This window comes from Microbacterium sp. LMI13-1-1.1 (assembly GCF_040815625.1).
Classification (GTDB): Bacteria; Actinomycetota; Actinomycetes; order Actinomycetales; family Microbacteriaceae; genus Microbacterium; species Microbacterium forte.
Genome location: NZ_JBFPNL010000001.1, coordinates 1,198,659 through 1,222,664 on the forward strand (window position 1 = coordinate 1,198,659; position 24,006 = coordinate 1,222,664).

25 protein-coding genes, 1 tRNA gene and 1 pseudogene are annotated in these 24,006 nt (G+C 67.6%); 5 read left to right on the forward strand and 22 right to left on the reverse strand.

Annotated elements, in window-relative coordinates:
• Nucleotides 1-2: 2 nt before the first annotated feature.
• From MRBLMI13_RS05880 to MRBLMI13_RS05905, 6 genes and pseudogenes are all read right to left on the reverse strand, one after another.
• Nucleotides 3-1,211: a glycoside hydrolase family 3 N-terminal domain-containing protein gene (locus MRBLMI13_RS05880; RefSeq protein WP_367819782.1), complete on the reverse strand. Its 1,209-nt coding sequence runs from the start codon at nucleotides 1,209-1,211 to the stop codon at nucleotides 3-5.
• Nucleotides 1,195-1,851, reverse strand: a complete 657-nt coding sequence (locus MRBLMI13_RS05885; protein ID WP_309689246.1) for an SDR family oxidoreductase — start codon at nucleotides 1,849-1,851, stop codon at nucleotides 1,195-1,197. The genes MRBLMI13_RS05880 and MRBLMI13_RS05885 overlap by 17 nt, the downstream gene beginning before the upstream one ends.
• 45 nt (nucleotides 1,852-1,896) lie before the next feature.
• Entirely contained in the window at nucleotides 1,897-2,424 is a 528-nt protein-coding gene (locus tag MRBLMI13_RS05890) for a hypothetical protein (RefSeq protein ID WP_367819779.1), read from the reverse strand.
• A complete protein-coding gene (locus tag MRBLMI13_RS05895) occupies nucleotides 2,421-3,212 on the reverse strand; it encodes a hypothetical protein (RefSeq protein WP_042537692.1) in 792 nt (263 codons plus the stop codon). The genes MRBLMI13_RS05890 and MRBLMI13_RS05895 overlap by 4 nt, the downstream gene beginning before the upstream one ends.
• A 66-nt stretch (nucleotides 3,213-3,278) precedes the next feature.
• Nucleotides 3,279-4,343 (reverse strand): NAD(P)-binding domain-containing protein, encoded by a 1,065-nt coding sequence (locus MRBLMI13_RS05900; protein ID WP_367819777.1) that lies wholly within the window; start codon nucleotides 4,341-4,343, stop codon nucleotides 3,279-3,281.
• Between the two features lie 42 nt (nucleotides 4,344-4,385).
• Nucleotides 4,386-4,841 (reverse strand): annotated as a pseudogene (locus tag MRBLMI13_RS05905) (GNAT family N-acetyltransferase); the annotation flags it as partial.
• A gap of 93 nt (nucleotides 4,842-4,934) precedes the next feature.
• Here MRBLMI13_RS05905 and MRBLMI13_RS05910 point away from each other — a divergent pair.
• The 3 genes from MRBLMI13_RS05910 to MRBLMI13_RS05920 all read left to right on the forward strand — a co-directional run bounded on the left by MRBLMI13_RS05910 (nucleotide 4,935) and on the right by MRBLMI13_RS05920 (nucleotide 6,659).
• Nucleotides 4,935-5,007, forward strand: a tRNA-Ala gene (locus tag MRBLMI13_RS05910).
• A gap of 231 nt (nucleotides 5,008-5,238) precedes the next feature.
• A complete protein-coding gene (locus MRBLMI13_RS05915) occupies nucleotides 5,239-6,354 on the forward strand; it encodes an AI-2E family transporter (RefSeq protein WP_153302212.1) in 1,116 nt (371 codons plus the stop codon).
• Nucleotides 6,355-6,476: 122 nt separating this feature from the next.
• A complete protein-coding gene (locus MRBLMI13_RS05920; RefSeq protein WP_367819775.1) occupies nucleotides 6,477-6,659 on the forward strand; it encodes a hypothetical protein in 183 nt (60 codons plus the stop codon).
• Between the two features lie 59 nt (nucleotides 6,660-6,718).
• On the opposite strand, the gene MRBLMI13_RS05925 is transcribed toward MRBLMI13_RS05920, so the two are convergent.
• The 11 genes from MRBLMI13_RS05925 to rplU form a co-directional block, all read right to left on the reverse strand.
• Nucleotides 6,719-7,003, reverse strand: a complete 285-nt coding sequence (locus MRBLMI13_RS05925; RefSeq protein WP_042537699.1) for a hypothetical protein — start codon at nucleotides 7,001-7,003, stop codon at nucleotides 6,719-6,721.
• A 102-nt stretch (nucleotides 7,004-7,105) separates the two neighbouring features.
• Entirely contained in the window at nucleotides 7,106-7,795 is a 690-nt protein-coding gene (locus MRBLMI13_RS05930; protein WP_367819773.1) for an SDR family oxidoreductase, read from the reverse strand.
• Between the two features lies 1 nt (nucleotide 7,796).
• Nucleotides 7,797-8,180 (reverse strand): ribosome silencing factor, encoded by a 384-nt coding sequence (gene rsfS, locus MRBLMI13_RS05935; RefSeq protein ID WP_042537705.1) that lies wholly within the window; start codon nucleotides 8,178-8,180, stop codon nucleotides 7,797-7,799.
• Nucleotides 8,180-9,325, reverse strand: a complete 1,146-nt coding sequence (locus tag MRBLMI13_RS05940; RefSeq protein ID WP_367819771.1) for a hypothetical protein — start codon at nucleotides 9,323-9,325, stop codon at nucleotides 8,180-8,182. Before MRBLMI13_RS05940 ends, rsfS begins: the two co-directional genes overlap by 1 nt.
• Nucleotides 9,322-9,924, reverse strand: a complete 603-nt coding sequence (gene nadD, locus MRBLMI13_RS05945; protein ID WP_042537707.1) for a nicotinate-nucleotide adenylyltransferase — start codon at nucleotides 9,922-9,924, stop codon at nucleotides 9,322-9,324. Before nadD ends, MRBLMI13_RS05940 begins: the two co-directional genes overlap by 4 nt.
• Nucleotides 9,925-9,930: 6 nt before the next feature.
• Nucleotides 9,931-10,155: a hypothetical protein gene (locus tag MRBLMI13_RS05950; protein ID WP_042537709.1), complete on the reverse strand. Its 225-nt coding sequence runs from the start codon at nucleotides 10,153-10,155 to the stop codon at nucleotides 9,931-9,933.
• Between the two features lie 66 nt (nucleotides 10,156-10,221).
• Entirely contained in the window at nucleotides 10,222-11,475 is a 1,254-nt protein-coding gene (locus MRBLMI13_RS05955) for a glutamate-5-semialdehyde dehydrogenase (protein ID WP_042537711.1), read from the reverse strand.
• A 9-nt stretch (nucleotides 11,476-11,484) separates the two neighbouring features.
• Nucleotides 11,485-12,270, reverse strand: coding sequence for a glutamate 5-kinase (proB, locus tag MRBLMI13_RS05960; RefSeq protein ID WP_367819768.1), 786 nt, complete (start codon nucleotides 12,268-12,270; stop codon nucleotides 11,485-11,487).
• Nucleotides 12,267-13,769, reverse strand: a complete 1,503-nt coding sequence (gene obgE / locus MRBLMI13_RS05965) for a GTPase ObgE (protein ID WP_309689279.1) — start codon at nucleotides 13,767-13,769, stop codon at nucleotides 12,267-12,269. The genes proB and obgE overlap by 4 nt, the downstream gene beginning before the upstream one ends.
• Before the next feature lie 140 nt (nucleotides 13,770-13,909).
• Nucleotides 13,910-14,167: a 50S ribosomal protein L27 gene (gene rpmA / locus MRBLMI13_RS05970; protein WP_028501603.1), complete on the reverse strand. Its 258-nt coding sequence runs from the start codon at nucleotides 14,165-14,167 to the stop codon at nucleotides 13,910-13,912.
• An 18-nt stretch (nucleotides 14,168-14,185) separates the two neighbouring features.
• Entirely contained in the window at nucleotides 14,186-14,494 is a 309-nt protein-coding gene (gene rplU, locus MRBLMI13_RS05975; protein ID WP_072591411.1) for a 50S ribosomal protein L21, read from the reverse strand.
• Nucleotides 14,495-14,705: 211 nt separating this feature from the next.
• Between rplU and MRBLMI13_RS05980 the strand changes: the two genes are divergently transcribed.
• Entirely contained in the window at nucleotides 14,706-14,972 is a 267-nt protein-coding gene (locus tag MRBLMI13_RS05980; RefSeq protein WP_079113029.1) for a DUF4031 domain-containing protein, read from the forward strand.
• Here the strand turns inward: MRBLMI13_RS05980 and MRBLMI13_RS05985 are convergent.
• Complete coding sequence (locus MRBLMI13_RS05985) at nucleotides 14,937-17,465, reverse strand: Rne/Rng family ribonuclease (RefSeq protein WP_367819763.1); 2,529 nt, start codon at nucleotides 17,463-17,465, stop codon at nucleotides 14,937-14,939. The genes MRBLMI13_RS05980 and MRBLMI13_RS05985 overlap by 36 nt on opposite strands.
• A 281-nt stretch (nucleotides 17,466-17,746) precedes the next feature.
• On the opposite strand from MRBLMI13_RS05985, the gene MRBLMI13_RS05990 reads away from it, so the two are divergent.
• A complete protein-coding gene (locus tag MRBLMI13_RS05990) occupies nucleotides 17,747-18,364 on the forward strand; it encodes a vitamin K epoxide reductase family protein (protein WP_367819761.1) in 618 nt (205 codons plus the stop codon).
• A gap of 70 nt (nucleotides 18,365-18,434) precedes the next feature.
• Here the strand turns inward: MRBLMI13_RS05990 and ndk are convergent, their stop codons facing one another.
• The 4 genes from ndk to ileS are packed head-to-tail and all read right to left on the reverse strand — an operon-like array spanning nucleotide 18,435 to nucleotide 23,968.
• Entirely contained in the window at nucleotides 18,435-18,851 is a 417-nt protein-coding gene (ndk, locus tag MRBLMI13_RS05995) for a nucleoside-diphosphate kinase (protein ID WP_367819760.1), read from the reverse strand.
• A gap of 1 nt (nucleotide 18,852) precedes the next feature.
• The gene (locus MRBLMI13_RS06000) at nucleotides 18,853-19,257 is read right to left on the reverse strand and encodes a DUF4233 domain-containing protein (protein WP_367819758.1); all 405 of its coding nucleotides are present in this window, start codon (nucleotides 19,255-19,257) and stop codon (nucleotides 18,853-18,855) included.
• On the reverse strand, nucleotides 19,254-20,606 hold the full coding sequence (locus tag MRBLMI13_RS06005; protein WP_367819756.1) for a bifunctional folylpolyglutamate synthase/dihydrofolate synthase: 1,353 nt from the start codon (nucleotides 20,604-20,606) through the stop codon (nucleotides 19,254-19,256). Before MRBLMI13_RS06005 ends, MRBLMI13_RS06000 begins: the two co-directional genes overlap by 4 nt.
• Nucleotides 20,603-23,968 carry an isoleucine--tRNA ligase gene (gene ileS / locus MRBLMI13_RS06010; protein ID WP_367819754.1) on the reverse strand — a complete coding sequence of 1,122 codons (3,366 nt, stop codon included), beginning with the start codon at nucleotides 23,966-23,968 and terminating at the stop codon, nucleotides 20,603-20,605. The genes MRBLMI13_RS06005 and ileS overlap by 4 nt, the downstream gene beginning before the upstream one ends.
• Nucleotides 23,969-24,006: the final 38 nt, after the last annotated feature.

The window sequence follows — 24,006 nt, forward strand, 5'->3', positions numbered from 1 at the left end:
AGTCAGCCCGCCGGCTCGCACTCCGGGCACAGCGCCCAGTCCGTCGTCGCCGACATGGACTGCAGGCGCAGCGACATCACCCGTGTCGCCGCCTCGGCGAGGCGATCGGCGGGGAGCGAGCCTGCATCGACCGCCGCAGTGAGCCCCTGCACGATCTGGCCGGCGGTGTCGGGCGTGGAGCCCGCGATCATGAGCACGAGATCGGTTCCGGCGACGACCGCCGACACCGCGTTGCGCACCGGGTCGGAGTACTCCGGAATCCCCGAGGACTGCAGCATCCCGAGGTCGTCTGTCACGATCACTCCGTCGAAGCCCAGTTCCTCCCGGGCGATCTCGTGCCAGCGCGCCGAGAGGGACGCAGGGACCGGATCCACCGAGGTGTAGGCAAGGTGACCGAACATGAGCAATGAGGCACCGGCGTCCACACCGGCGACGAACGGCACCGCATCGGTCGCACGCCATTCGTCGAGGGTCTCACCGGTCGTCGGGATCGCCTGATGGGAGTCGCCCGGCGCCGCACCGTGACCGGGGAAGTGCTTCAGCGTGGAGGCGACGACCTGCTCCTGCGCCTTCGTGGCGGCCACGACCCGCTCTGCGGCAGTCTGAGGATCGGTTCCGAGTGCCCGATCGTAGATGAACGAGGTCGAATCGGCCGTGATGTCTGCGACCGTGCCGAAGTTCACGGTGATCCCGGCCTTCGCCACCAGCGCGGCCCGTGCGGAGAAGGCCGCCTCTGCGTCCGCGACCGGCTGCGACTTGAGACCGGTCGAGGCCGGGAACACGTCGCTGCCGAGGCGCGACACGATCCCGCCCTCCTGATCGATCGCGACGAGCGGCGGCAGTGCAGGATCGACGGTGAGAGCGGCCGTGAGAGCTCGCAGCTCGTCATCCGTCGCGGGGATGTTCGCGCCCATCAGTATGAATCCGCCGATGCCCTGCTGCATGTACGCGTGGAGGGCTGCGGCATCCGTCGTAGGAATGTGCCCCATCACGATGCTCGCCGCCTGTTCGGCCGTCGTCATCTCCGAGACGAGGGCCGCTGCGTGGTCAATGGTCCCCGAAGAGGAGACATCCGACAGGACGTCGCCGACACGTACTGTGTCGTGAGTCGATGCGGACGCGGGTGCGGATGCCAGAGCCAGGCCGGCGATCACCGCCGCTCCGACCGCCCCGAAGCGACGCCGCCGCATAGCCTCAGGCGCTGAGGGCATCGACGATGGGCACCGCCGTGTCGTCCGTGCCGTTTCCGAATCTGATGGTGCGGCCGAAGGTCGACGGGTTGCCGACGACCTCGGCGATCACGGCTGCCACATCGGCGCGGGCGACCTCCCCCTTGCCCTCGGGATCGAGGACGATGCGCCCCGTGGGCTCGTCGAACGTGAGCGTGCCAGGGCCGAGGATCGTGCCGTCGAGGTCTGTCGATCGCAGGTGCTCGTCTGCCGCCCACTTCGCATCGGCGTAGGCGAAGAAGCCGTCGCTCTCGGGCACTCCGTGGTCGGCCTTGGAGCCGAGCCAGGAGACCATGACATAGCGCTTCACACCGGCAGCCTCGGCGGCATCCATGGTTCGGATCGCGGCGTCGCGGTCGACGGCGTAGGTGCGCTCAGGAGAGCCGCCACCGGCCCCCGCCGACCAGACCACGGCGTCGTGTCCGCGGATGATCTCCGCCAGCGCATCGGTGTCGAGGGTCTCGACGTCCGCGACGAGCGCGTGCGCCCCCGTCGCTTCGACCTCTGAGACATGGTCGGGATTGCGGATGACCGAGGTCACCTCGTCGCCGCGGGCGACGAGGATCGGGGCGAGGAGGAGTGCGATGCGGCCGTGGCCGCCGAAGACGATGATTCGCGACATGTCTTCACCCTACGCGCCTGCGCCGACGTCGGCTCGGGCATGCGCTCAGCGCGGCCCCTGCGAGCTGTCGATGACGAACGCCTGAGGGTGCCCGGGAAGATACCGGACGACGACCGGCTCGCCGGAGGGCAGGTACGCGTCGCGATCAGGGTAGACCGCAGGAGTGAAGAAGTTGCTCTCGATCGTGTACTCGATGCCCGAAGAGGTCGAGAAGGTGACCCAGTCGCCATCGATGGTCCCGGTCGTCGGCTGACCGTGCTCATGGATGTACGCACGCGTGATGGGGACGCCGGTGAGGCTCAGGATGCCGATCACGAGGTTCGCGACCATCACGAACGCGAGGATCCGGAACACGATCCGCAGGGCCGTGCCGCCTGCCCTCCCCCGCACCGCGTTCTCAGCGTGCACCAGCCCCTCACGCTCGCGGAGGCGTCGGAGCGCGACGCCGGGCGCTGCACCGGGTGCGGACACCGCGAACAGTCCGAGAATCGAGAACCCGGCGATGAACACCATCGCGTATCCGTGCGAGGCCGGGAAGTTGATCAGCCAGATCAGAGTGTCGAGAACGTTCATCGTCCGGCCTCCTTCTCGATCGTCACGGCCACGGTGTGCGGATCCTCGCGTCGATAGAAGGCCCAGATCGGCGCGCCGACCTGGAATCGCGAGATCGCCTCGGGAAAGGCGAACACCGTCGTGTCGGCCTCCCAGGTCGCGGCGCCCTCCGGAGCCATGAGCACCTTGAGCGCCAGCTCGCTCTGCCCCTCGAGGCGGCGTCCGGTGGGGCGCACCTCGAGCACGGATGCCGGCACCTGCGTGCCACTCGTTCGCGCTCTCACCAGACGAGGGTCGATCAGACCCCGTTCGATCCGCCACTGCAGCATCGCGTCTCGCACCGCGGGGTCGGTGATGTCGGCGAGCTCGACCGTGTCCTGATCGCTGAGGCTGTATCGGACCGGGATCGGCTGCCCGACCTGCAGGGCCCCGATCTCGCTGTGATCGACCAGCATCCGCAGCTGCCCGACGAAGTCCTCGCCCACTCCTGGAGTGACTCGGATGAACAGGTCGTACTGGGGCACATCGTTCACCGTTAGACCGGTTCTGGATATCTCGACGAGGCGGCCCACGCCGATCTGCGACTCGCCCCTCACCTTCCGGCGGCGACCGAAGCCCGACATCGTGCCTCCGAAGGTGAGGAGCAGTCCCCACGCGACCCCTATGAAGATCGGCCCTCCGAGGGTGTCCTCCCCCGAGAACGGAAGGATCGACTCCCGCTGGTTCACGCCGAAGAGACCCTCTCCGGTCCAGATGACGAGCCAGGCCGACAGCAGCAGCCAGACGACCAGGAGCACGATGCGGATCATGCCCTCAGCGTAGCGATGGGGTATCGCTCGATCACGCGCCCCGGAGACCGTCCCGTCCCGGCCGTTCTACGAGGTGCGCAGGGATTCCCTCGCCAGCGCGCGTTGCACGCCCTTCGCCGCCGAGCGCCCCGCCCGGTTCGCACCGATCGTGCTCGCCGACGGGCCATAGCCGACGAGTTGGACCCGCGGATCCTGCACCGCCGTCGTGCCGCGGCCTCCACGGTCGAGTTGGATGCCGCCGGCCGCACTGCGCAGATGCAGCGGGGCGAGGTGCGCGATGGCGGGTCGGAATCCTGTCGCCCACAGGATCACGTCGACGCGCTCGAACGAGCCGTCGGCCCAGCGGACGCCGTCCGGTTCGATGCGAGCGAACATCGGACGGCGTGCGGCGTACGCCCCGAGACGCTCGGCCTCGCGCTCCTGCGGTCGCAGCATGAGTCCGGTCACGCTCACGACGCTCTGCGGAGGCAGCCCCTGTGCGACTCGCTGTTCGACGAGAGCGACCGCCGCTGCCCCGGCCTCGGGAGTGAAGTCATCGTCGCGCCACACCGGCTCGCGACGCGTGACCCAGAGCGTGTCGGTGAGGGGCGCGAGGGCTCCGAGGAACTGGACGGCCGACGCACCTCCGCCCACGACCAGGACCCGCTTGCCCACGAAGTGCTCCGGTCCTGGATAGTCGACCGTGTGCAGCTGCTCGCCGAGGAACGTCTCCATGCCCGGGTAGTGCGGCAGGAACGGATGCGTCCAGGTGCCGGTGGCGTTGACGAGGGTGCGAGTGCGCCACTGCCGGTCGCCGGCATGGACCGCAAGGAACCCGTCGTCGTCGATCACCCGGTCGACGCGGACAGGTCGGACCACCGGCAGACCGTGAGCATGCTCGTAGGCGGCGAAGTATGCCGGGACGGCGACGTTGGCGCGCTGTCCGTCACGCGGAGGAGGTGACTCCCCCGGCAGCTCGGCCACTCCATGCACGTCGCGCATCGTCAACGCATCCCACCGGTGTCGCCACGCGCCCCCTGGCTCGGAATCCGAGTCGAGCACGACATGGGAGATGCCCAGACGGGTCAAATGGAAGGAGGCCGACAGACCGGCCTGACCGGCGCCGATCACGACGCTGTCCAGGATGCTCACGCTGGTGACAACACCCGCGATCGCGCCGTTGTTCCGCAGGCCTCAGAGTGCGATCTGGTAGTGGGTGTACCCCGTGTGCGTCGCCACGCTGTCGTAGAGCGCGCGAGCCGTCATGTTGGTCTCCTGAGTCAGCCAGTAGACCTTCTCGCATCCGTGCTCCGCGGCCCAGCCCCGCACGTGCGCGATCAGCAGCCGCCCCGTTCCGGAGCCTCGCGATGCCGTATCGACATAGAGATCCTCGAGGTAACAGTAGGCAGATCTGCTCCACGTCGCCGGGTGGGTGAGCCAGTGCACGATGCCGATAGCGCGTCCGGCGTCGTCGCGGGCGACGGCGCCGTGCAGCTCCCCATCCTCGACGAGCCGCCGGAACGTGTCAGCCGTGATCTCGTCCGAGAGCTGGGTGCCGTAGAACGTCAGATATCCGCGCCACAGACCCGACCATTCGTCGAAGTCCGCCTGTGTGATCGCGTTGATCGTCGTCATGCCGTCGAGCCTAACGCGACGCGCCCGGGAGGCCCTCGTCGATTGGTGTTGCGCGCGATCCGTGTAGTACTCTGTTCAAGTTGCTTCGAGCACTGAGGAAGCAGTTCTGGGCCTGTGGCGCAGCTGGTAGCGCACCTGCATGGCATGCAGGGGGTCGGGGGTTCGAGTCCCCCCAGGTCCACATACAGAAGGCCCCGCGAGAGATCGCGGGGCCTTCTTTTCGTCTGCCCCTGCTCAGCGTCGTGGAGGCTCGGCGAACACGCGTCATAGACGGGTCATCACGAGGCGGAGCGCCAGGGACTTGCCATCGCCTGCCGCTCCGGATAGAAAGGCCAGGCCGTCCTCGTCAGTGAGACGGTCTTCGACGAGGTGGAGGACGCACGTGCTGGGACTGTTCCGACGACAGGGGATCATGTCGTCCCCGCCATCAGACGGCCCGCGGCCGATCGCAGAACCCGGCCTCTGGTCACGCGGTGTCGGACTCGCCGCCACCCGAAGCCTGCAGACGCTGTCGGTGCTCGCCCTGGTCGCCGTCGGCGTCCTGGTGATCACGCAGCTCTCGCTGGTGTTCATCCCGGTGACGATCGCGCTGATCCTCGCCTCGGCCATCCACCCGCTCGTCGCTCTCATGCGCCGTCGCGGGGTGCCGTCGATCCTGGCGACGTGGATCGCACTGATCGGGATCCTCGCGATTCTCGGCGGAATCGTCTGGGTGATCGTCCTGACGGTCCGCTCGCAGTGGGACGACCTCATCGACTCGGCCACCGACGGCATCACCCAGGTGACGGCCTGGCTCGACACCCTGCCGTTCAACCTCGCGTCGTTCGACCTCGATGAGGTGTGGGCCGGCGTCGGAGACTTCCTGACGAGCGCATCGTTCGGACGCGGAGCGCTGGCCGGCGTCTCAGCCACCGCGAGCTTCTTCACCGGCCTCGCGCTGATGATCGTCGTGCTGTTCTTCTTCCTCAAGGACGGACCGCGCATCTGGGAGTTCCTGCTGCGTCCCTTCACCGGAGCCAGCTACGACCGCGCCCGCCGCATCGGCGACAAGACGGTCGATGTGTTCGGGGGCTACATCCGCGGGACCTCGATCGTCGCGGCGGCCGACGCCCTCGGCATCGGCATCGGTCTGGCGATCCTCCAGATCCCGCTCGCCCTGCCCCTCGCCGTGATCGTGTTCCTCACGGCGTTCATCCCGCTCGTCGGCGCGACCGCGGCGGGGATCCTCGCGGCACTCGTGGCACTCGTCACACACGGACCGGTGGCTGCCCTCATCGTGGTCGGCATCGTGGTGCTCGTGAACCAGCTCGAGGGCAACTTCCTGCAACCGGTCGTGATGGCTCGCTCACTCAAGCTGCACGCCCTCGTGATCCTGCTCGCTCTGACCACCGGGACGATCCTGGGCGGGATCGTGGGAGCGGTCCTCTCGGTGCCCATCGCCGCCGTCGCCTGGGGCATCATCACCGTGTGGGACGGACCGCACACGCCCGCGAAGCCGTTCCGCAAGAAGCGCCCCGAGACGGTCTGAGTCCGCCTGTGAAGGTCGGCAGCGACGCCCGGTACTCCCCCGGGACTGCATCCGTCAACCCGCTCCCTCTCAGACGATGAGCCGTCCTACCGTGGCCTCACATCCCACGAGAGGAGTCGATGATGACGAACAATCCGATACCCCCGCTCGTCCCCCGGCCGGACGATGACGGAGAGATCGACGGTGTCCCCCACCGCGAAGTCGATGGGGAGCCCGTGCTCGACACGGACGCCGATGCCGATCAGGTCGACGGTGCTGCCGCCGACCGCCTGGCCGCACAGAAGCCGCTGGGCGAGGACTCCTGAGTCCCCCTGGCGCAGAAGTGCGCGGCAGGTCCCTCCCCGGGTCCTGCCGCGCAGTCTGTTCAGTTCGAGAGAAGGGGTGGCAGATGCGGGATCGCGATGGGCCTCGTCGCCCGACTCGAATCCTGCACCCGAGTGACCTCTTCGAGGACTTCGGTGGCGGTGGCGTATCGCACTGCCAGAGGCAGATCACGAAGCCATACGACCTCGACCTCGGTGTCGGCGTATTCGTACACACTCGCCACCACGTGCCGCGGATCGTGCGACTCATACCGTCGGTCGTTGATCACCCATTCCGATGGCGTGACACGATGCAGCACGTATCTAGGATCTGGATCTCCGGACATGTGATTCCCTCCACGACTTTCTCCCCCACTGCACATCATCCACGGTGCCGCCCCCGGCCCACAGGGGCTTGACAGCTGCGAGAGAGACTGCAGGGAAGGGGATCAGCCGCGAGGGCGGATCGTCAGGTCGGTGAGAGCGGCGTCGTCCGGGAGGTCGAGTGCGGTGAGGATCGTCGTCGCGACCGAGTCAGCCGTGATGAAGCGCCCCGGATCGTAGTCGCGCCCCTCCTGCTGGTGCACGCGCTCCTGCATGGGCGTCGCTGTGCGACCGGGATAGATCGAGGTGACCCGCACCCCGTGATCGGCCTCCTCGGCCCGCAGGGAGTCGGCGAGAGCCTTGAGCCCGTGCTTCGACGCGGCGTACGCCGACCAGCCTGCGTGCGCGTGAAGCCCCGCGCCGGAGTTGACGAACACCACCCGAGCACCGGAGACACGCAGCAGCGGCAGCAGCAGGCGTGTCAGCTCTGCGGGCCCCACGAGGTTCACAGCGAGCTGACGCTCCCACAGGTTCGCCGCCAGGTCGGCCACCGGCCCGAGGTCGACGACGCCCGCTGCATGGATCAGCGAGTCGATTCGTTCGGGAAGCGCCTGCTTCGACAGCGCCCATGACAGTCTTCCGGGCTGTGCCAGGTCACCGACGATCGCCGATGCGCCCGGAAGCGCCGCGGTGATCTCCTTGGCGCGTCCCGCATCACGGGCCAGCACGACGACCTGATCGCCCCGATCGAGCAGTCGGCGCGCGACGACGGAGCCGATGCCGGAACCGGCACCGGTGATCAGGTGGACGCTCACGTCAGTCGCGGTCTGCTGCAGCGGAGTCTGCGAGCTCGAACGGCACCACAGGGCAGTCCTTCCACAGGCGCTCGAGGCCGTAGTAGACCCGCTCCTCCTGGTGGAAGACGTGCACGATCAGGTCGCCGAAGTCGAGGAGCACCCAGCGGGCCTCCGCACGACCCTCACGGCGGACCCGCTTGTGGCCGGCTTCGATGAGTTTGTCCTCGATCTCATCGGCGATGGCGGCGACGTTCCGCTCGCTGTTTCCGGTGACGAGCAGGAAGATGTCGACGAGCGGAAGAGGCTCCGACACGTTGAGGGCGACGAGATCTTCACCGCCCTTCGAGACGGCGGCGTCGGCCGCGAGCTGGAGCATCTCTTCGGCGGTTTCAGGTGACTGCATTAGAACACATTCGAGTTGAAGGCGACGATCAGGGAAACGCCCAGCGCGAGCGCAAGACCACCCGCCACGATCGCGAGGATGAGCATGAGTTTGTTGCCCTTTTCGGGGGCGGGTGGGCGGATGACCTCACCGGCGGGCTTGATGGTGCTGACGGCCGCACTGGCGGCGATCGGCGTGGGCGACGATGCCGGAGGCAGCTCGCCGTCGATCAGCACGGCGTCCACATCCTTGCCGTCTGTGGTGCCGTGCGCGTGACCCTGCGAACCGAGGCCCTTGGGCAGTTCGTACGAGCCGGTCACGAGGATCTCCCCCGTGGAGGCCACCGGGCCAGACAGCGACCCGTCTCCCGGGGAGGGGTTGAAGATGAGCGTGTTCGGGGCCAGATGCTGCGATCCGGTCGAGTCACCGACGGTCAGAAGCTCGTCGAACGACGGTGAGAAGGGCTTGCGGGTCTCCGCGCCGTCGGTGAGCAGCTCCTGCCCGAAGGCGGAGTTCACCGTGGGGCGTTCCCCTTCGGCGATGTCGACGTCATCGGACTCGGCCACATCGGCCAGGACGTCGTCGTTCGCATCGGCCGGATCTGCGTCGATGCCGAGTTCGGCCACGGCCGAAGAGGTGTCGCCCGCTTCGGGAGCGGTCTGAGCGTCGTCATCCGTGGCCTCGACGGACGTCGAAGCACTGACGGGAGCGGGGAGGCCCTCGACAGCAGTGTCGTCATCGTCTTCGTCATCATCATCGGATGCAGAGGACGCAGGAGTCTCGCTCTTCGGCTCGGATGCGGGCTCGACGGGCTGCGTCTTTTCGGCCGCATTCTCGGGGGCCGATCCCTCAGGAGCATCGGACTCGTCGACAGGAACCGATCCCGTCGCGGCGCGCTCGCGCTCGCGAACCTGTCGACGTGTCAGCCCCACAGTCCCGTGGGAGGACTCCCCCTCGGTGTCGCTCGCGCCTGACCGGGCCGGCGGGGTGGGCTCGACCGTGGTCGACTCGGGCGCCTCTGGCTTTGGCGGCACGGGTGGAGCCGCGACGGCAGCGGCAGCTGCAGCCTCCTCCACCGAGATGACCGGCGTGGAACCCGTCAGCCGGATCTCACGCAGCTGCTTTCGCGTCAGCGGACCGTGACCCTGCTGATCCGATGTACTCATGCCTTGCTCCGATACAGATGATGCTTCGCGATGTATTGAACGACTCCGTCGGGGACGAGGTACCAGACCGGCTCGTCGTCGCGGACCCGCACGCGGCAGGCCGTCGACGAGATGGACAGCGCCGGCACCTCCAGTTGGCTGACGTTGTCGCTGGGGAGGCCGTCAGTGCTCAGAACGTGTCCTGGACGCGAGACCGCGACGAAGTGGGCCAACTCCCACAGTTCATCATGGTCCCTCCAACTGAGAATTTGCGCCACGGCGTCGGCACCGGTGATGAAGAAGAGCTCCGCGTCGGGGCGCTTCTCCTTCAGGTCGCGAAGGGTGTCGATCGTATAGGTCGGCCCCTCACGGTCGATGTCCACCCTGCTCACCGTGAACTGCGGGTTGGATGCAGTGGCGATCACCGTCATCAGGTAGCGGTGCTCGCTGGGGGTGACATCAGACTTCTGCCATGGGTGTCCGGTGGGGACGAATACGACCTCGTCGAGATCGAAGGAGTGGGCGACCTCGCTCGCGGCGACCAGGTGGCCATGGTGGATGGGGTCGAAGGTGCCGCCCATCACACCGATGCGCGCAGGACGCGAGGTCGTGTCGTTCATACGGGCCTAGTGGCCGTGCCCTGCCTCGTGGCCGTCCTTGCCGTGCTTCGCCGCCCAGGCGTCGGCCTTGGCGGAGTGGCGGTTGGCGACGTTCTTGTACGACAGCGTGACCAGGCCGAGGAAGGCGAAGACGATGATGGCGATCACGCCGAAGATCAGCGTCTCGAGCTGCACATTGCCGTGGTGCTCGGTTTCGGCAGCGACCATCGCGATCTGTGCGACGAGGTTCATCCTGACTCCGTTTCGTGGCTGGCGGGCATGACTCACGAAGAGCCACAGCGCCCCCTAGTCTAGCCCTCAGCCGCGCGTCTGCCCTGCCCCACGCGCCAGCCATTTCGTGCTGGTCAGCTCGGAAAGCCCCATCGGTCCTCGCGCGTGCAGCTTCTGCGTCGAGATGCCGACCTCGGCGCCGAACCCGAACTCTCCCCCGTCAGTGAACCGAGTGGACGTGTTCACCATCACGACTGCCGAGTCGACCTCGGCCAGGAATCGCTCCGCGTTGCGCGAATCGGTGGTGATGATCGACTCCGTGTGCCCGGTGCTGTAGCGACGGATGTGGTCGAGCGCATCGTCGAGGGTGTCGACGACCTTGATCGCGATGTCGAGACTGAGGTACTCCGTCGCCCAGTCGTCTTCCGTCGCCGGGATCACGTTCGAGACGAGCCCCGCCACCATGTCGTCACCGTGGATCGCGACTCCCTCGCTCTGCAGTGCGCTCGCGACGAGCGGCACGAGCCGCGGTGCGGCTTGACGGAGCACGAGCACCGTCTCGACGGCGTTGCAGACACTGGGACGCTGCACTTTCGCGTTCACCACGATGTCCTGCGCCCAGTCGTCAGGAGCGCTCTCGTCGAGCACGATGTGCACGTTGCCTGCGCCTGTCTCGATCACGGGGACGGTGGCCTCGGTCACGACGGTCTCGATCAGCCCCGCGCTGCCCCGGGGCACGAGCACGTCGATGAACCCGCGTCCGTGCATCAATGCCGTGGCGCCGTCACGACCGAAGTCGTCGACCGTCTGCACCGCTTCCGGCGTGACGCCCGCAGCCTGCAGCGCTCCACGCATGATCTCGACGAGTACGGTGTTCGACTCTCGTGCGGCACTGCCACCGCGCAGGACCACGGAGTTGCCCGAGCGCAGCGCGAGCGCGGCGATATCGACGGTGACGTTCGGACGCGCCTCGTAGATCGCGCCGACCACTCCGAAGGGCACCCGCACCTGCTCCAGTGCCACGCCGTTGGGCATCCGATGCCCTCCGACGACGCGACCGACGGGGTCGGGCAGGGCCGCGACCTGGCGGACTGCCGCGGCGAGAGCGGCGACGCGCTTCTCGTCGAGGCGCAGCCGGTCGATCAGCGATTCTCCGATGCCGTCGGACCGACCTCGCTCGATGTCTCGACCGTTGGCCGCGATGATCGCGGCAGCATTCTGCTCGAGAGCCACCGCGATGGCCTCGAGAGCCCGGGCCTTGTCATCGCTGGTCAGCCTGGCCGTTGCGCGGGACGCCTCTTTGGCGAGCTCCAGGCGCGTCTGGGGGGTCTGGTCGGTCATCCGCCCAGTCTAAGAGAGCGCGGGTTGGAACCAGGTCCCTATGTCGGCCCCGGAGAGGGCCTTGTCGACCAGGTCGGCACTCGTCACGAGCACGCCGATCCCGGACGCGGCAGCCAGGCGAGCGGCCGAGACCTTGGTCGCGGCTCCTCCGGTGCCGACGCTGTTGACGACGGTCGATCCGAACTCGAGTCCCGACAGATCGGCATCGGGGGCGACGACGTCTATGGGCTCGGCTGTCGGGTCGGACGGCGGCTTGGTGTAGAGCGACTCGATGTCGCTCAGCAGGACCAGAGCGTCGGCCTCGATCAGCTGCGCGACGAGCGCTCCGAGTCGGTCGTTGTCGCCGAAGCGGATCTCCTGCGTCGCGACCGTGTCGTTCTCGTTCACGATCGGCAGGATGCGCAGACCGAGAAGTCGCTCCATGGCCCGCCGAGCATTGCTGCGCGAGGTCGGGTTCTCGAGGTCGCCCGTCGTGAGCAGCACCTGCCCCGCGACGATGTCGAAGCGACGCAGAGACTCCTGATAGCGGTAGACCAGGATGTTCTGTCCGACCGCGGCCGCGGCCTGCTGCGTGGCCAGGTCGGTCGGGCGGGCGTCGAGACGCAGGAACGGAATGCCTGTGGCGATCGCTCCGGAGGAGACGAGGATCACCTCTGCTCCGCGCGCGTGCGCTGCGGCCAGCGCCTCGACCAGAACGGGGATCCGCCATGACGACTCACCGCTGATCGATGAGGACCCGACCTTGACGACGATCCTCGAGGCTGTGGCGAGATCCGCCCTCGTGCGAGCGGTCACTCCCCGTCCTCGCGGTAGGCCGCGAGCCGCTGAGCCTCGACCTCGGCGCGAGCCTCGGCCTTGGCATCCATGCGCTCGTAGTAGTTCTCACGACGCTCGGAGGTGGTGCGACGGGCGTTGGGCGCCAGGCGCGGATCGGTTCCGCGGGGCGCCGTCATGAGTTCGGCCGCAGACGTCATGGTGGGCTCCCAGTCGAAGACGATGCTCTCGCCTTCGCCGATGACGACCGTGGATCCCTGCACTGCACCGAGGCGGAAGAGCTCGTCTTCGACGCCCAGCTTCTCGAGGCGATCCGCGAGATAACCCACGGCCTCCTCGTTCTGGAAGTCGGTCTGCTGAACCCATCGGACGGGCTTCTCGCCCAGGATGCGATAGATGTTGCCGTAGCTGCCACCCTCGACCCGGATCTCGAAGCCCTTCTTGGGGCCGCGCGGGCGAAGCACGACGCGCTCACGCGGGACCTCGGTCGCGGCGAGCTCTGCGCGGTGTGCGTCGACGATATCGCCGAGCGCATAGGTCAACTGGCGCAGGCCCTCGTGCGAGATGGTGGAGATGTCGAAGACGCGGAATCCGCGAGCCTCGAGGTCCGGACGCACGAGATCTGCGAGGTCGCGGGCCTCCGGCACGTCGATCTTGTTCAGCGCGATGAGCTGGGGTCGCTCGAGCAGCGGAGTCTGTCCCTCGGGGACCTCGTACGCGGCCAGTTCGCCGAGGATGACGTCGAGGTCGGAGATCGGGTCACGACCGGGCTCCAGCGTCGCGCAGTCGAGCACATGCAGCAGTGCGGTGCAGCGTTCGACGTGGCGGAGGAACTCCAGTCCGAGACCACGCCCCTCGCTCGCTCCCTCGATGAGTCCGGGGACATCGGCGACGGTGTAGCGCGACTCCCCCGCCTGCACGACACCGAGGTTCGGGTGGAGCGTGGTGAACGGGTAGTCGGCGATCTTGGGGCGGGCCGCCGAGATCGCACCGATCAGGCTGGACTTGCCTGCAGAGGGATAGCCGACGAGAGCCACGTCTGCGACGGTCTTGAGCTCGAGGACGACATCGCCCTCGTCTCCCGGGGTGCCCAGAAGCGCGAATCCGGGCGCCTTGCGCTTCGGCGTCGCCAGTGCGGCGTTGCCGAGTCCGCCATGGCCGCCCTTCGCGACGACGAATCGCTCGCCGGGCTCGATCATGTCGATCAGAACCTCGCCGGCCGCGTTCCTGACCACGGTGCCGACGGGAACGGGAAGCTCGAGGTCCTCACCCATGAACCCTGCGCGGTGGTCGCCCATGCCGGGTCCGCCGTTGCCGGAGCTGCGGTGGGGCGAGTGGTGGTACGAGAGAAGCGTGCCCGTCTGGGTGTCGGCGATGAGAACGATGTCGCCGCCGTCACCGCCGTTGCCTCCATCGGGGCCGCCGAGCGGCTTGAACTTCTCGCGGTGCACCGAGACACAGCCGTTGCCGCCCTTGCCCGCACGCAGGTGAAGCGTCACGGTGTCGACGAAACTGACCATGTCTCTCTCCTCAATAAAGAACTCGGCCGGAACCGAGAGTTCGGCCGGCGATTCGGCTGGGAACACATGTCCCGCCGAAAACGCAAATTCGGGACGGGCCGAAGCCCGCCCCGAATCGCATGACTACTGTCGTGCTGTGATCACTCAGCAGCGGCGACGATGTTGACGACCTTGCGGCCGCCCTTCGCGCCGAACTGCACCGCACCGGCGGCCAGAGCGAACAGGGTGTCGTCGCCACCGCGGCCGACGTTCACGCCGGGGTGGAAGTGCGTGCCGCGCTGGCGGACGATGATCTCGCCGGCGAGAACCTGCTGTCCACCGAAACGCTTGACGCCAAGTCGCTGAGCGTTGGAGTCACGACCGTTACGGGTGGAGCTTGCGCCCTTTTTATGTGCCATGTCCTGGTCTCCTCGGTCTTACTTGATGCCGGTGATCTTGACGCGCGTGAGCTCCTGACGGTGGCCCTGGCGCTTCTTGTAGCCGGTCTTGTTCTTGTACTTCTGGATGATGATCTTCGGGCCGCGGAGGTTGCCGATGACCTCTGCCGTGACCTTGACCTTCGCCAGCGAGTCGGCGTCGGTGGTCACCGAGGCGCCGTCGACGAGCAGCACTGCGGCCAGCTCGATCTTCTCGCCCTGGGCAGCCTTGACACGGTCGAGCTGAACGATCGTGCCGACCTCGACCTTCTCCTGCCGCCCACCGGCGCGCACTACTGCGTAAACCACTTCATACCTGTTTCGTTGGGGAGCTCGCGGCTCCGATATCTCACGGGAAGACTGTTGCTTGCATGCGACGCTGGGCGACGGGCACGAACGCAAGACTCTCCGCTTCGACCGTCCAGGACGACGCGGCATACGCACCAAGGGACTACTTTACCGGATGCAGGACACTGTGGCAAAACGCGCCGCCTGGTGTGTCCGGTCATAGGCTGAACGAATGACCGTTCTCGTCGATGACCCCATCTGGCCCGCACACGGGCGCCTGTGGGCCCATCTCGTCAGCGACGACAGCCTGCAGGAGCTGCACGCCTTCGCGAGGTCGCACGACGTTCCTGCACGCGCCTTCGACCTCGACCACTACGACGTCCCCGAAGAGCTCATCCCCCGGCTCCTCGCCGCCGGCGCACAGCATGTCGGCGGCAAGGAGCTGGTCAGGCGACTGATCGCCTCAGGACTGCGAGTCCCCGCCCGCGACCGGCGCTGACGGCTCCGAGTTCACGGAGATCGGCGTGCCGGTGAGCGCGGCGGTGGAGACACGGCGACGACCGCGTCCCTGCCCCGGAGCCTTCGGCTCGGGAAGCGCATCGAGCACGGAATCGAGCAGCGCCTCAGCCGGGGACTTGGGCGACTTGCGGTCGGATCCGCGCTTCTTGCGGGGCTTCTTGGCTCGCTCCTGCGTGGCGGGGGCTTCCGTCATCGTCTCCGCGGCGGGAGCGACGACCTCCGTCGGCTCGTCGGCGTTCGGAACGCGCGTCGAGGCCGCGATCTGCGCGAGCGCGGACTTCGCCCCCTCGGGAATGCTGTGCGTCGTCACCGCGGCGGGCGCCGAGTTCTGCGACTGGCCGTTGCCGCCGCGCTGGCGACGGTTGGACTGCGAGTTGCCGTTGCCATTGCCGTTGCTGCTCGAGCGGTGCTTCACGACCGGGTCGTGGTGCACGATGACGCCGCGACCGGCGCACACGTCGCACGCCTCGCTGAACGTCTCGAGCAGGCCGAGTCCGAGCTTCTTGCGGGTCATCTGCACGAGGCCGAGCGACGTGACCTCGGCGACCTGGTGCTTCGTCCGGTCACGGCTGAGGCACTCGATCAGGCGGCGCAGCACGAGGTCGCGGTTCGATTCGAGCACCATGTCGATGAAGTCGACGACGATGATGCCGCCGATGTCGCGCAGACGCAGCTGGCGGACGATCTCCTCCGCCGCCTCGAGGTTGTTCTTGGTGACCGTCTCTTCGAGGTTTCCGCCCGAGCCGACGAACTTTCCCGTGTTGACGTCGACGACCGTCATGGCCTCGGTGCGGTCGATGACCAGCGAGCCACCGGACGGCAGCCAGACCTTGCGGTCGAGCGCCTTCTCGATCTGCTCCGTGATCCGGAACACATCGAAGGGATCGCTCTCGTCCTCGTACGACTCGACGCGCTCGAGCAGATCAGGCGCGACACTCTCGAGGTAGGCGCGGATGGTGCGCTGCGCTTCCTCGCCCTGGATCAGCATCTTCGTGAAGTCCTCGTTGAAGACGTCGCGGACGATCTTGACCAGAAGGTCGGGCTCGGCGTGCAGCAGCGCCGGCGCCTGCTGGCTCTCGACCTGCTTGCGGATGTGCTCCCACTGGCTGGTGAGCCGCTGAACATCGCGAGTGAGCTGGTCTTCGGTGGCACCTTCGGCCGCCGTGCGGACGATCACCCCGGAGGACTCGGGGAGAACCTCCTTGAGGATGCGCTTCAGGCGCGTGCGCTCGTTGTCGGGCAGCTTGCGGCTGATGCCGTTCATCGATCCGCCGGGCACATACACGAGGTAGCGACCCGGAAGCGAGATCTGGCTGGTCAGACGGGCGCCCTTGTGCCCGATCGGATCCTTGGTGACCTGCACCAGGACGCGGTCGCCCGCCTTGAGCGCGAGTTCGATACGACGCGGCTGGTTGCCGGTCTCGACGCCATCCCAGTCGACCTCGCCGGAGTAGAGCACGGCGTTGCGGCCACGGCCGATGTCGACGAACGCGGCCTCCATGCTCGGCAGCACGTTCTGCACGCGGCCGAGGTAGACATTGCCGATCAGCGAGGCATCCTGGTTGCGCGCGACATAGTGCTCGACGAGCACGCCGTCTTCGAGGACGCCGATCTGCGTCCGGCCGTTCTTGGAACGGACGACCATCTTGCGGTCGACTGACTCACGACGCGCGAGGAACTCCGCCTCGGTGACGACCGGACGCCGACGACCGGCATCCCGTCCGTCGCGACGGCGCTGCTTCTTCGCCTCGAGGCGCGTGGAACCCTTGATCGCCTTGGGCTCGGTGATGTATTCGACGACGCGCTGGCGGGGCTGGCGAGGTTCGTCACGCTGCTCACGCGGCTCGCGCTGCTCGACATCGTCGGAACCACCGCGACGGCGGCGTCCACGGCGGCCGGCCGGCTCCTCCGGTTCCCGCTCGGCGATGCGGTCGAACACGCGCTCGCGGCCCGGACGGGCCGGGAGCGGAAGGACCTCGGGAGCGTAGAAGTGCAGCTGCGTCGATACCTGAGAGACGAAGACCTCGGGCAGCAGCCCCAGTGACACAGCCGTGAGGGGCTGGGGCGCCTCGGGCTTCTCCTGGGCAGGCTCAGCAGCCGTCTCTTCAGAAGAGGCTTCGGCCGCGGGAGCGTCGACGGCAGGAGCGTCGACCGCAGGAGCGTCAGCGGCAGGAGCCTCAGCGGCAGGAGCCTCAGCGGCAGGAGCTGCCTCGGCGGAAGCCTCCGCAGGAGGTGCGTTCTCGGAGGGAGCATCCTCAGCAGGAGCATCCGCAGTAGCTGCGTCCGCAGCAGGAGCATCCTCCGCAAGAGTCTCCTCCGCCGGAGAGGGCTCAGCGGTCGAACCCGCGCCGTCCTCCGAAGCGTCGGACGTGCCGTCGGCCTCCGGAGCGTCGGCGACTACCTCTGCGGGTGCGTCAGCATCCGCAGAGAAGTCGAGGGTAGGGGCGTCGTAGTCATTGTTGTCATCGGCCATCTCTGGCTTGCTCCTCGCGCGGACACTTCGTGTTCCGCTAACTCTCATGCGGCACCCGCAGGTGCCGCGAACTCATTCGGTGTGCGACCGGCTCATGGCTCTGATCACGAGGGGCATACGGCCCCGAAGTCTGCGTCGATGCCCGCCGCGACAGGGTCGAGCGATGCATCACAGGCCATTATCGCACCAAGTGCGCCGGTTCGCGGCATCGTCGGGGCACTGAGTCGTTTTCTCCGGCGCGCTCACGCCCGATACATAGCGATCGCTGAGAGAATCCAGACATGAGCGAGCAGCGCACCCGCCCCGTCGTCTATGCCGTGTGGTTGATCATCGCGAGCGTCATCGGCTGGTTCGCCGCCTTCCAGCTCACGGTCGAGAAGTTCGTGCTTCTCGAGAACCCAACCGATGCCCTGGCCTGCGACGTCAGCCCCTTCATCCAGTGCAGCAAGAACCTGGGCTCGTGGCAGGGCGAGATCTTCGGCTTCCCCAACCCGCTGCTCGGACTGACCGGGTGGATGGCGCCGTTGGTCGTCGGGGTCGCGATCCTCGCTGGAGCCCGCTTTCCCCGCTGGTTCTGGGCTGCGTTCGGCGCCGGCATCACGTTCGCATTCGGACTCGTCTGCTGGCTGATCGGCCAGAGCCTGTATGCATCGAACCTCGGAGTGCTGTGCCCGTGGTGCATGGTGACCTGGGCCGTGACCATCCCGACGTTCTTTGCGACGATGCTGCATCTCACTCGGAACGGCACGTTCACCAAGAGCGAGAAGGCCCAGGCGCGTGCGGACAAGCTCATGGTCTGGGTTCCGCTGGCGACCATCCTGGCGTACGCGATCATCATCGTGATGGCTCAGCTGCAGGGTCTCGACTTCCTCGGCGAGATGGCGCGCATCATCTTCTGATTCCTCACCCCTGAATCGACGAAGCCCGCCGCACGATCTCGTGCGGCGGGCTTCGTCGTGAGCGGATCGGTCAGTCGAACCAGATGCCGAGCTCGCGTGCGGCCGACTCGGGGCTGTCCGAGCCGTGCACGAGGTTCTGCTGCACCTTGAGGCCCCAGTCGCGACCGAAGTCGCCACGGATCGTGCCGGGTGCGGCGGTGGTGGGGTCGGTCGTGCCGGCGAGCGACCGGAAGCCCTCGATCACGCGGTTGCCCGCGAGGCGGATCGCGACGGACGGCCCTGAGAGCATGAACTCGAGGAGCGGCTCGTAGAACGGCTTGCCCTCGTGCTCGGCATAGTGCTCGGCCAGCAGGTCGCGGTCGGGCTCGACCAGGCAGATGTCGACGAGGGAGTATCCCTTCGCTTCGATGCGAGCCAGGATCGTGCCGGTGAGGCCGCGGGCGACACCATCGGGCTTTACGAGGACGAGGGTTTCTTCGGTGGCCATGTCATTCACTCTCTGTCTGAGTCTCGGTCGTGGGCCCGTCAGGACGTCGTGCGTCCAATCGGGCCCCCATGATCGTCGCATACCCCCACATGCCGCCGAAAACCACGACGACGAGCAGGATCGCGGGCACCAGGATAGCCGCCAGCGCGATGACGACCTGCAGGATCCACCCTGCGGTGATCGCCCAGGGCTTCGTGATCATCCCGGCGACGGCGATGCAGGCGAGTCCCACGACCGCGCCGCCGACGATCCCCCACCACTGCGGGATGCCGGCAGGCAGCGACTTGAGACCGAAGACCGTGAGACCCGCGAGGAAGACGACGATCGACTCGAACCCGAGCACGATCGGCGCCAGCTTCTGCACGAGCGTGCGGGGCGGACGCGCAGACGGGGAGACGGCGGTCATGCGCGCCACCCGGACTTCCAGTCCTCTGCCTCGGCGAGGGCGATCGCCTCGCCCGCGAGCACGACCGACCCGGCGATCACGACGGCTCGGCGATCGGACGATGCCGCCCATTCCCGTGCGGCATCAGCAGCCTCAGCGAGGGTCGGATGGACGGTCGCACGCTGTCCCGTCGCCTCGACGAGGTCGGCGATGAGGTTCGCGTCGCTCGCGCGGTCGGACTCCGGCGCGGTGGCGAAGACGTGCGCTGCTGCAGGTGCGAGCTTCGCGACGATGCCGGCGGCGTCCTTGTCGGCGAGCACACCCAGCACGACGCCCCACTCGTCGAAGTCGAAGCTGTCGTCCATCGCGAGAACGAGCGCGGCGGCGCCGTGCGGGTTGTGCGCGGCATCGACGATCACCGTCGGAGCGATCCCCAGCAGCTGGAGGCGTCCGGGCGAGGTCGCTCCCTGGAGCCCCTCGGAGATGATGTCGGCGGCGATCGGCTGCTCGCCGCCTCCGATCAGCGACTCCACGGCGGCGACCGCGAGGGCGGCGTTGTGCCCCTGGTGCGCTCCGTACTGCGGCAGGTACTCCTCGACATAGGCGCCGGCGAGTCCGCGGATGGTCAACAGCTGTCCACCGACGGCGAGCTTCTGGTCGGCGAGTCCGAACTCCTCACCCTCGAACGCGATCGTGGCGTTCTTCTCGGCGGCGACGCGACGCAGCACTTCAGCGGCCTCTGCGGGCTGCTGCGCCGAGACGACGGCCGCGCCTTCCTTGATGATCCCCGCCTTGACCGTCGCGATCTCGGCGATCGTACCTCCGAGACGATCCGCGTGGTCGATGTCGATGGGCGCGAAGACCGCCACGTCGCCGTCCGCCGTGTTGGTCGAGTCCCACTCGCCCCCCATGCCCACCTCGAGCACGAGCACGTCGACAGGGGCATCGGCCACGGCCACGAAGGCGAGCACGGTGAGCAGCTCGAAGAACGTGAGCGGCTCCTCCCCTGCGGCCTCGAGCTCGGCGTCGACGATCTCGACGAAGGGCTCGATCTCATCCCACGCGTCGGCGACGGCGGCATCCTCGATCGGCTCGCCGTCGATCATGATCCGCTCGGTGAAGCGCTCGAGATGAGGACTCGTGAACAGCCCGGTGCGCAGCCCGTGCGCCCGAAGCAGAGTCTCGATCATCCGAGCCGTCGACGTCTTGCCGTTGGTCCCCGTGATGTGCACGACGCGATAGGTGCGCTGCGGGTCGTCGAGGTATGTGAGGATGCGCGCGGTGCGCTCCTTGCGCGGCTGCACCCAGCGCTCCCCCGCGCGGCTCAGCAGCGTCTCGTAGACGGCATCCGCCCTGTCACGTGCGCTCATGCGCTCGGCTCCTCGATGTTCGTGTCGATCGTGACGATGATCGGACGCTTGTCGGCGCCCAGCGCGGTCGCCCCGCTGCGGAACACGCCGCCTCCCGGGCTGGTGACGTCCTGCACGAGAGCGTTCATCTCGTCGGTGGCCTGCACAGCGAACGCCACAGCCAGGGTCTCCCCTGCGATCAGCTCTGCATGCGCCTGCAACGCCTCGGCGTCGTCCGGGCTCACGTTGAGCGCGAGCACGATGCGATCGCTCACGTCGAGGTCGGCGTTCTTGCGGGCCTCCTGCACGACGCGGATCGCGTCGCGTGCGAGTCCCTCCGCTTCGAGCTCGGGTGTCGTCTGCGTATCGAGCAGCACGACGCCCCCCGTCGGCACGAGGGCGAGAGCCTCGCCCTCCGGACGACCGGCGGTCTCGAGCGCGAGCTCGTACTCCGACGGCTCGAGAGCGATACCGCCCGCGGTGACGACGCCGTCGCTCTCCGACCAGTCGCCTGCCTTCGCGGCTTTGATCACGGTCTGCACGTTCTTGCCGAGCCGCGGGCCCGCGGCACGCGCGTTGACGCTGAGCCGGTGGCTGATGCCGTAGTCCGCGGCAGTCGTCTCGGACTGCGGGACGAGCTCGACCGACTTGACGTTGAGCTCCTCGCGGAGGATGTCCTCGAACTGGCCGAGCGTCCCTGCCAGCGGTGACACGACCGTGAGGCGGGCGAGCGGCAGACGCACGCGCAGCTTCTCCTTCTTGCGCAACGCGTTGCCGACGCTCGAGAGCTCGCGGACGGCATCCATGGCATTCCGGATCTCGTCGGCGGCGGGGAACGCGGTGGCGTCAGGCCAGTCCTGCAGGTGCACGCTGCGTCCGCCTGTGAGCCCCTGCCAGACGCGCTCGCTGACGAGCGGCACGAGCGGAGCCGCGACGCGGGTCAGCGTCTCGAGCACGGTGTAGAGCGTGTCGAAGGCCTCGGTGTTCGAGCCCTCCCAGAACCGGTCGCGCGAGCGGCGGATGTACCAGTTGGTGAGGACCTCGGCGAAGTCGCGCAGACGAGCGGACGCCGTCGTCGAGTCGAGTCCCTCGAGGTCCGCCCGCACGTCGCGCACGAGGTCGCCGAGCCGAGCCAGGATGTACCTGTCGAGCACGTCGGTCGAGTCCGTGCGCCAGGTCGCCTCGTAGCCGCCCGGCTTGGCCGCGTTCGCATACGTCGCGAAGAAGTACCACGAGTTCCACAGCGGAAGCAGGAACTCGCGGACGCCCGATCGGATGCCCTCTTCGGTGACCGCGAGGTTGCCACCGCGCAGCACGGAGCTCGACATGAGGAACCAGCGCATCGCGTCGGAGCCGTCGCGGTCGAGCACCTCGGAGACATCCGGATAGTTGCGCAGCGACTTCGACATCTTGTAGCCGTCGTTGCCCAGCACGATGCCGTGGCAGCTGACACCGGTGAAGGCCGGACGATCGAAGAGCGCGGTCGACAGCACGTGCATGACGTAGAACCAGCCACGCGTCTGCCCGATGTACTCGACGATGAAGTCGGCGGGTGCGTGCGTGTCGAACCACTCCTGGTTCTCGAACGGATAGTGCACCTGCGCGTACGGCATCGAACCCGAGTCGAACCACACGTCGAAGACGTCCTCGATGCGGCGCATCGTGCTCTTGCCGGTGGGGTCGTCGGGGTTCGGACGCGTGAGGTCGTCGATGTAGGGGCGGTGCAGGTCGATCTCGCCCTCGGGGTTGCGCGGCAGCGTGCCGAAGTCGCGCTCCATCTCTTCGAGAGAGCCGTATGCGTCGATGCGCGGGTACTCCGGGTCGTCGCTCTTCCAGATCGGGATCGGCGAGCCCCAGTAGCGGTTGCGGCTGATCGACCAGTCGCGCGCCCCCTCGAGCCACTTGCCGAACTGGCCGTGCTTGACGTTCTCGGGCACCCAGGTGATCTGCTCGTTGTTCGCGAGCAGGTCGTCCTTGATGTCGGTGACACGGATGAACCAGCTCGACACGGCCTTGTAGATCAGGGGGTTCCGGCAGCGCCAGCAGTGCGGGTACGAGTGCACGTAGCTCTGCTCGCGCAGCAGTCGTCCCTCGGCGCGGAGCAGACGGATGAGCGGCGTGTTCGCATCCATCCAGAGCTGGCCGGCGACGTCTGTGACGTTCGGCAGGAAGCGCCCGCCGTCGTCGAGCGACAGGATCGTCGGGATGCCGGCGGCACCGGCGACCCGCTGGTCGTCCTCACCGTAGGCGGGAGCCTGGTGGACGATGCCGGTGCCGTCGCTGACGGTGACGTAGTCGTCGACCAGGATGCGCCAGGCGTTCTCGGTGCCGTAGGTCTCGGCGTCGGCGTAGTAGTCGAAGAGTCGGTCGTAGGTGACGTCCTCCAGGTCGGCTCCTCGCACCGTCGCGTCGACAGCGGCGAGCGCGTCGTCGAGGCTCTCGTAGCCGAGGTCCTTGACGTAGCCGCCGAGCAGCTCGCGTGCGAGGAGGTAGCGATGGGAGGACGCCTCGACTGCGGCATCCGTCGTTCCGGCGATCTGGTGCACGTCCGCCGCTCCACCGGGACCTGCCGGGAGCACGACGTACTCGATGTCGGGTCCCACGGCGAGCGCGAGGTTGGTGGGAAGGGTCCAGGGCGTGGTCGTCCAGGCGAGCGCGCGCACGGCGGTGAGTCCGAGGGCCTCGGCCTTCGCACCTGTCAGCGGGAACGTGACGGTGACCGACGGGTCCTGACGGTTCTGGTAGACGTCGTCGTCCATGCGCAGCTCGTGCGCCGACAGCGGGGTCTCGTCGCGCCAGCAGTACGGCAGCACCCGGTAGCCCTCGTAGGCGAGCCCCTTGTCGAACAGCGTCTTGAACGCCCAGAGCACGCTCTCCATGTAGCCGAGGTCGAGCGTCTTGTACCCGCGCTCGAAGTCGACCCAGCGAGCCTGACGCGTGACGTAGTCCTGCCACTCGTGCGTGTACTTCAGCACCGAGTCCTTCGCTTTCGCGTTGAAGACGTCGATGCCCATCTCTTCGATCTGGCTCTTCTCGGTGATGCCGAGCTGCTTCATGGCCTCGAGCTCAGCGGGCAGACCGTGCGTGTCCCAGCCGAAGACGCGATCGACCTTCTTGCCGATCATGGTCTGGAAGCGGGGGAACACATCCTTGGCGTACCCGGTGAGCAGGTGCCCGTAGTGCGGCAGGCCGTTGGCGAACGGCGGGCCGTCGTAGAAGACCCACTCGTCGTTGCCCTCGCGCTGCTCGATCGAGGCGCGGAAGGTCTGGTCGGTCTCCCAGAAGTCGAGCACTTCGCGCTCGATCTGAGGGAACCGAGGGCTCGGTGCGACGGAGGCAGCCTGGTCGGCGGCGGGGCCGAAGGAGGAACGCGGGTAGGTCATGTCGTCTCGCAGGAGTCGTGGCGGATGCTGCTGCGAGG

What these genes read in the sequence shown, in the direction of transcription:
- MRBLMI13_RS05880 (WP_367819782.1), bottom strand. Translation starts at nt 1,211, where the DNA reads ATGCCCTCAGCGCCTGAGGCTATGCGGCGGCGTCGCTTCGGGGCGGTC.
- MRBLMI13_RS05885 (WP_309689246.1), bottom strand. Translation starts at nt 1,851, where the DNA reads ATGTCGCGAATCATCGTCTTCGGCGGCCACGGCCGCATCGCACTCCTC.
- MRBLMI13_RS05890 (WP_367819779.1), bottom strand. Translation starts at nt 2,424, where the DNA reads ATGAACGTTCTCGACACTCTGATCTGGCTGATCAACTTCCCGGCCTCG.
- MRBLMI13_RS05895 (WP_042537692.1), bottom strand. Translation starts at nt 3,212, where the DNA reads ATGATCCGCATCGTGCTCCTGGTCGTCTGGCTGCTGCTGTCGGCCTGG.
- MRBLMI13_RS05915 (WP_153302212.1), top strand. Translation starts at nt 5,239, where the DNA reads ATGTCGTCCCCGCCATCAGACGGCCCGCGGCCGATCGCAGAACCCGGC.
- MRBLMI13_RS05920 (WP_367819775.1), top strand. Translation starts at nt 6,477, where the DNA reads ATGACGAACAATCCGATACCCCCGCTCGTCCCCCGGCCGGACGATGAC.
- MRBLMI13_RS05925 (WP_042537699.1), bottom strand. Translation starts at nt 7,003, where the DNA reads ATGTCCGGAGATCCAGATCCTAGATACGTGCTGCATCGTGTCACGCCA.
- rsfS (WP_042537705.1), bottom strand. Translation starts at nt 8,180, where the DNA reads ATGCAGTCACCTGAAACCGCCGAAGAGATGCTCCAGCTCGCGGCCGAC.
- MRBLMI13_RS05940 (WP_367819771.1), bottom strand. Translation starts at nt 9,325, where the DNA reads ATGAGTACATCGGATCAGCAGGGTCACGGTCCGCTGACGCGAAAGCAG.
- nadD (WP_042537707.1), bottom strand. Translation starts at nt 9,924, where the DNA reads ATGAACGACACGACCTCGCGTCCTGCGCGCATCGGTGTGATGGGCGGC.
- MRBLMI13_RS05950 (WP_042537709.1), bottom strand. Translation starts at nt 10,155, where the DNA reads ATGAACCTCGTCGCACAGATCGCGATGGTCGCTGCCGAAACCGAGCAC.
- MRBLMI13_RS05955 (WP_042537711.1), bottom strand. Translation starts at nt 11,475, where the DNA reads ATGACCGACCAGACCCCCCAGACGCGCCTGGAGCTCGCCAAAGAGGCG.
- obgE (WP_309689279.1), bottom strand. Translation starts at nt 13,769, where the DNA reads ATGGTCAGTTTCGTCGACACCGTGACGCTTCACCTGCGTGCGGGCAAG.
- rpmA (WP_028501603.1), bottom strand. Translation starts at nt 14,167, where the DNA reads ATGGCACATAAAAAGGGCGCAAGCTCCACCCGTAACGGTCGTGACTCC.
- MRBLMI13_RS05980 (WP_079113029.1), top strand. Translation starts at nt 14,706, where the DNA reads ATGACCGTTCTCGTCGATGACCCCATCTGGCCCGCACACGGGCGCCTG.
- MRBLMI13_RS05985 (WP_367819763.1), bottom strand. Translation starts at nt 17,465, where the DNA reads ATGGCCGATGACAACAATGACTACGACGCCCCTACCCTCGACTTCTCT.
- MRBLMI13_RS05990 (WP_367819761.1), top strand. Translation starts at nt 17,747, where the DNA reads ATGAGCGAGCAGCGCACCCGCCCCGTCGTCTATGCCGTGTGGTTGATC.
- ndk (WP_367819760.1), bottom strand. Translation starts at nt 18,851, where the DNA reads ATGGCCACCGAAGAAACCCTCGTCCTCGTAAAGCCCGATGGTGTCGCC.
- MRBLMI13_RS06000 (WP_367819758.1), bottom strand. Translation starts at nt 19,257, where the DNA reads ATGACCGCCGTCTCCCCGTCTGCGCGTCCGCCCCGCACGCTCGTGCAG.
- MRBLMI13_RS06005 (WP_367819756.1), bottom strand. Translation starts at nt 20,606, where the DNA reads ATGAGCGCACGTGACAGGGCGGATGCCGTCTACGAGACGCTGCTGAGC.
- ileS (WP_367819754.1), bottom strand. Translation starts at nt 23,968, where the DNA reads ATGACCTACCCGCGTTCCTCCTTCGGCCCCGCCGCCGACCAGGCTGCC.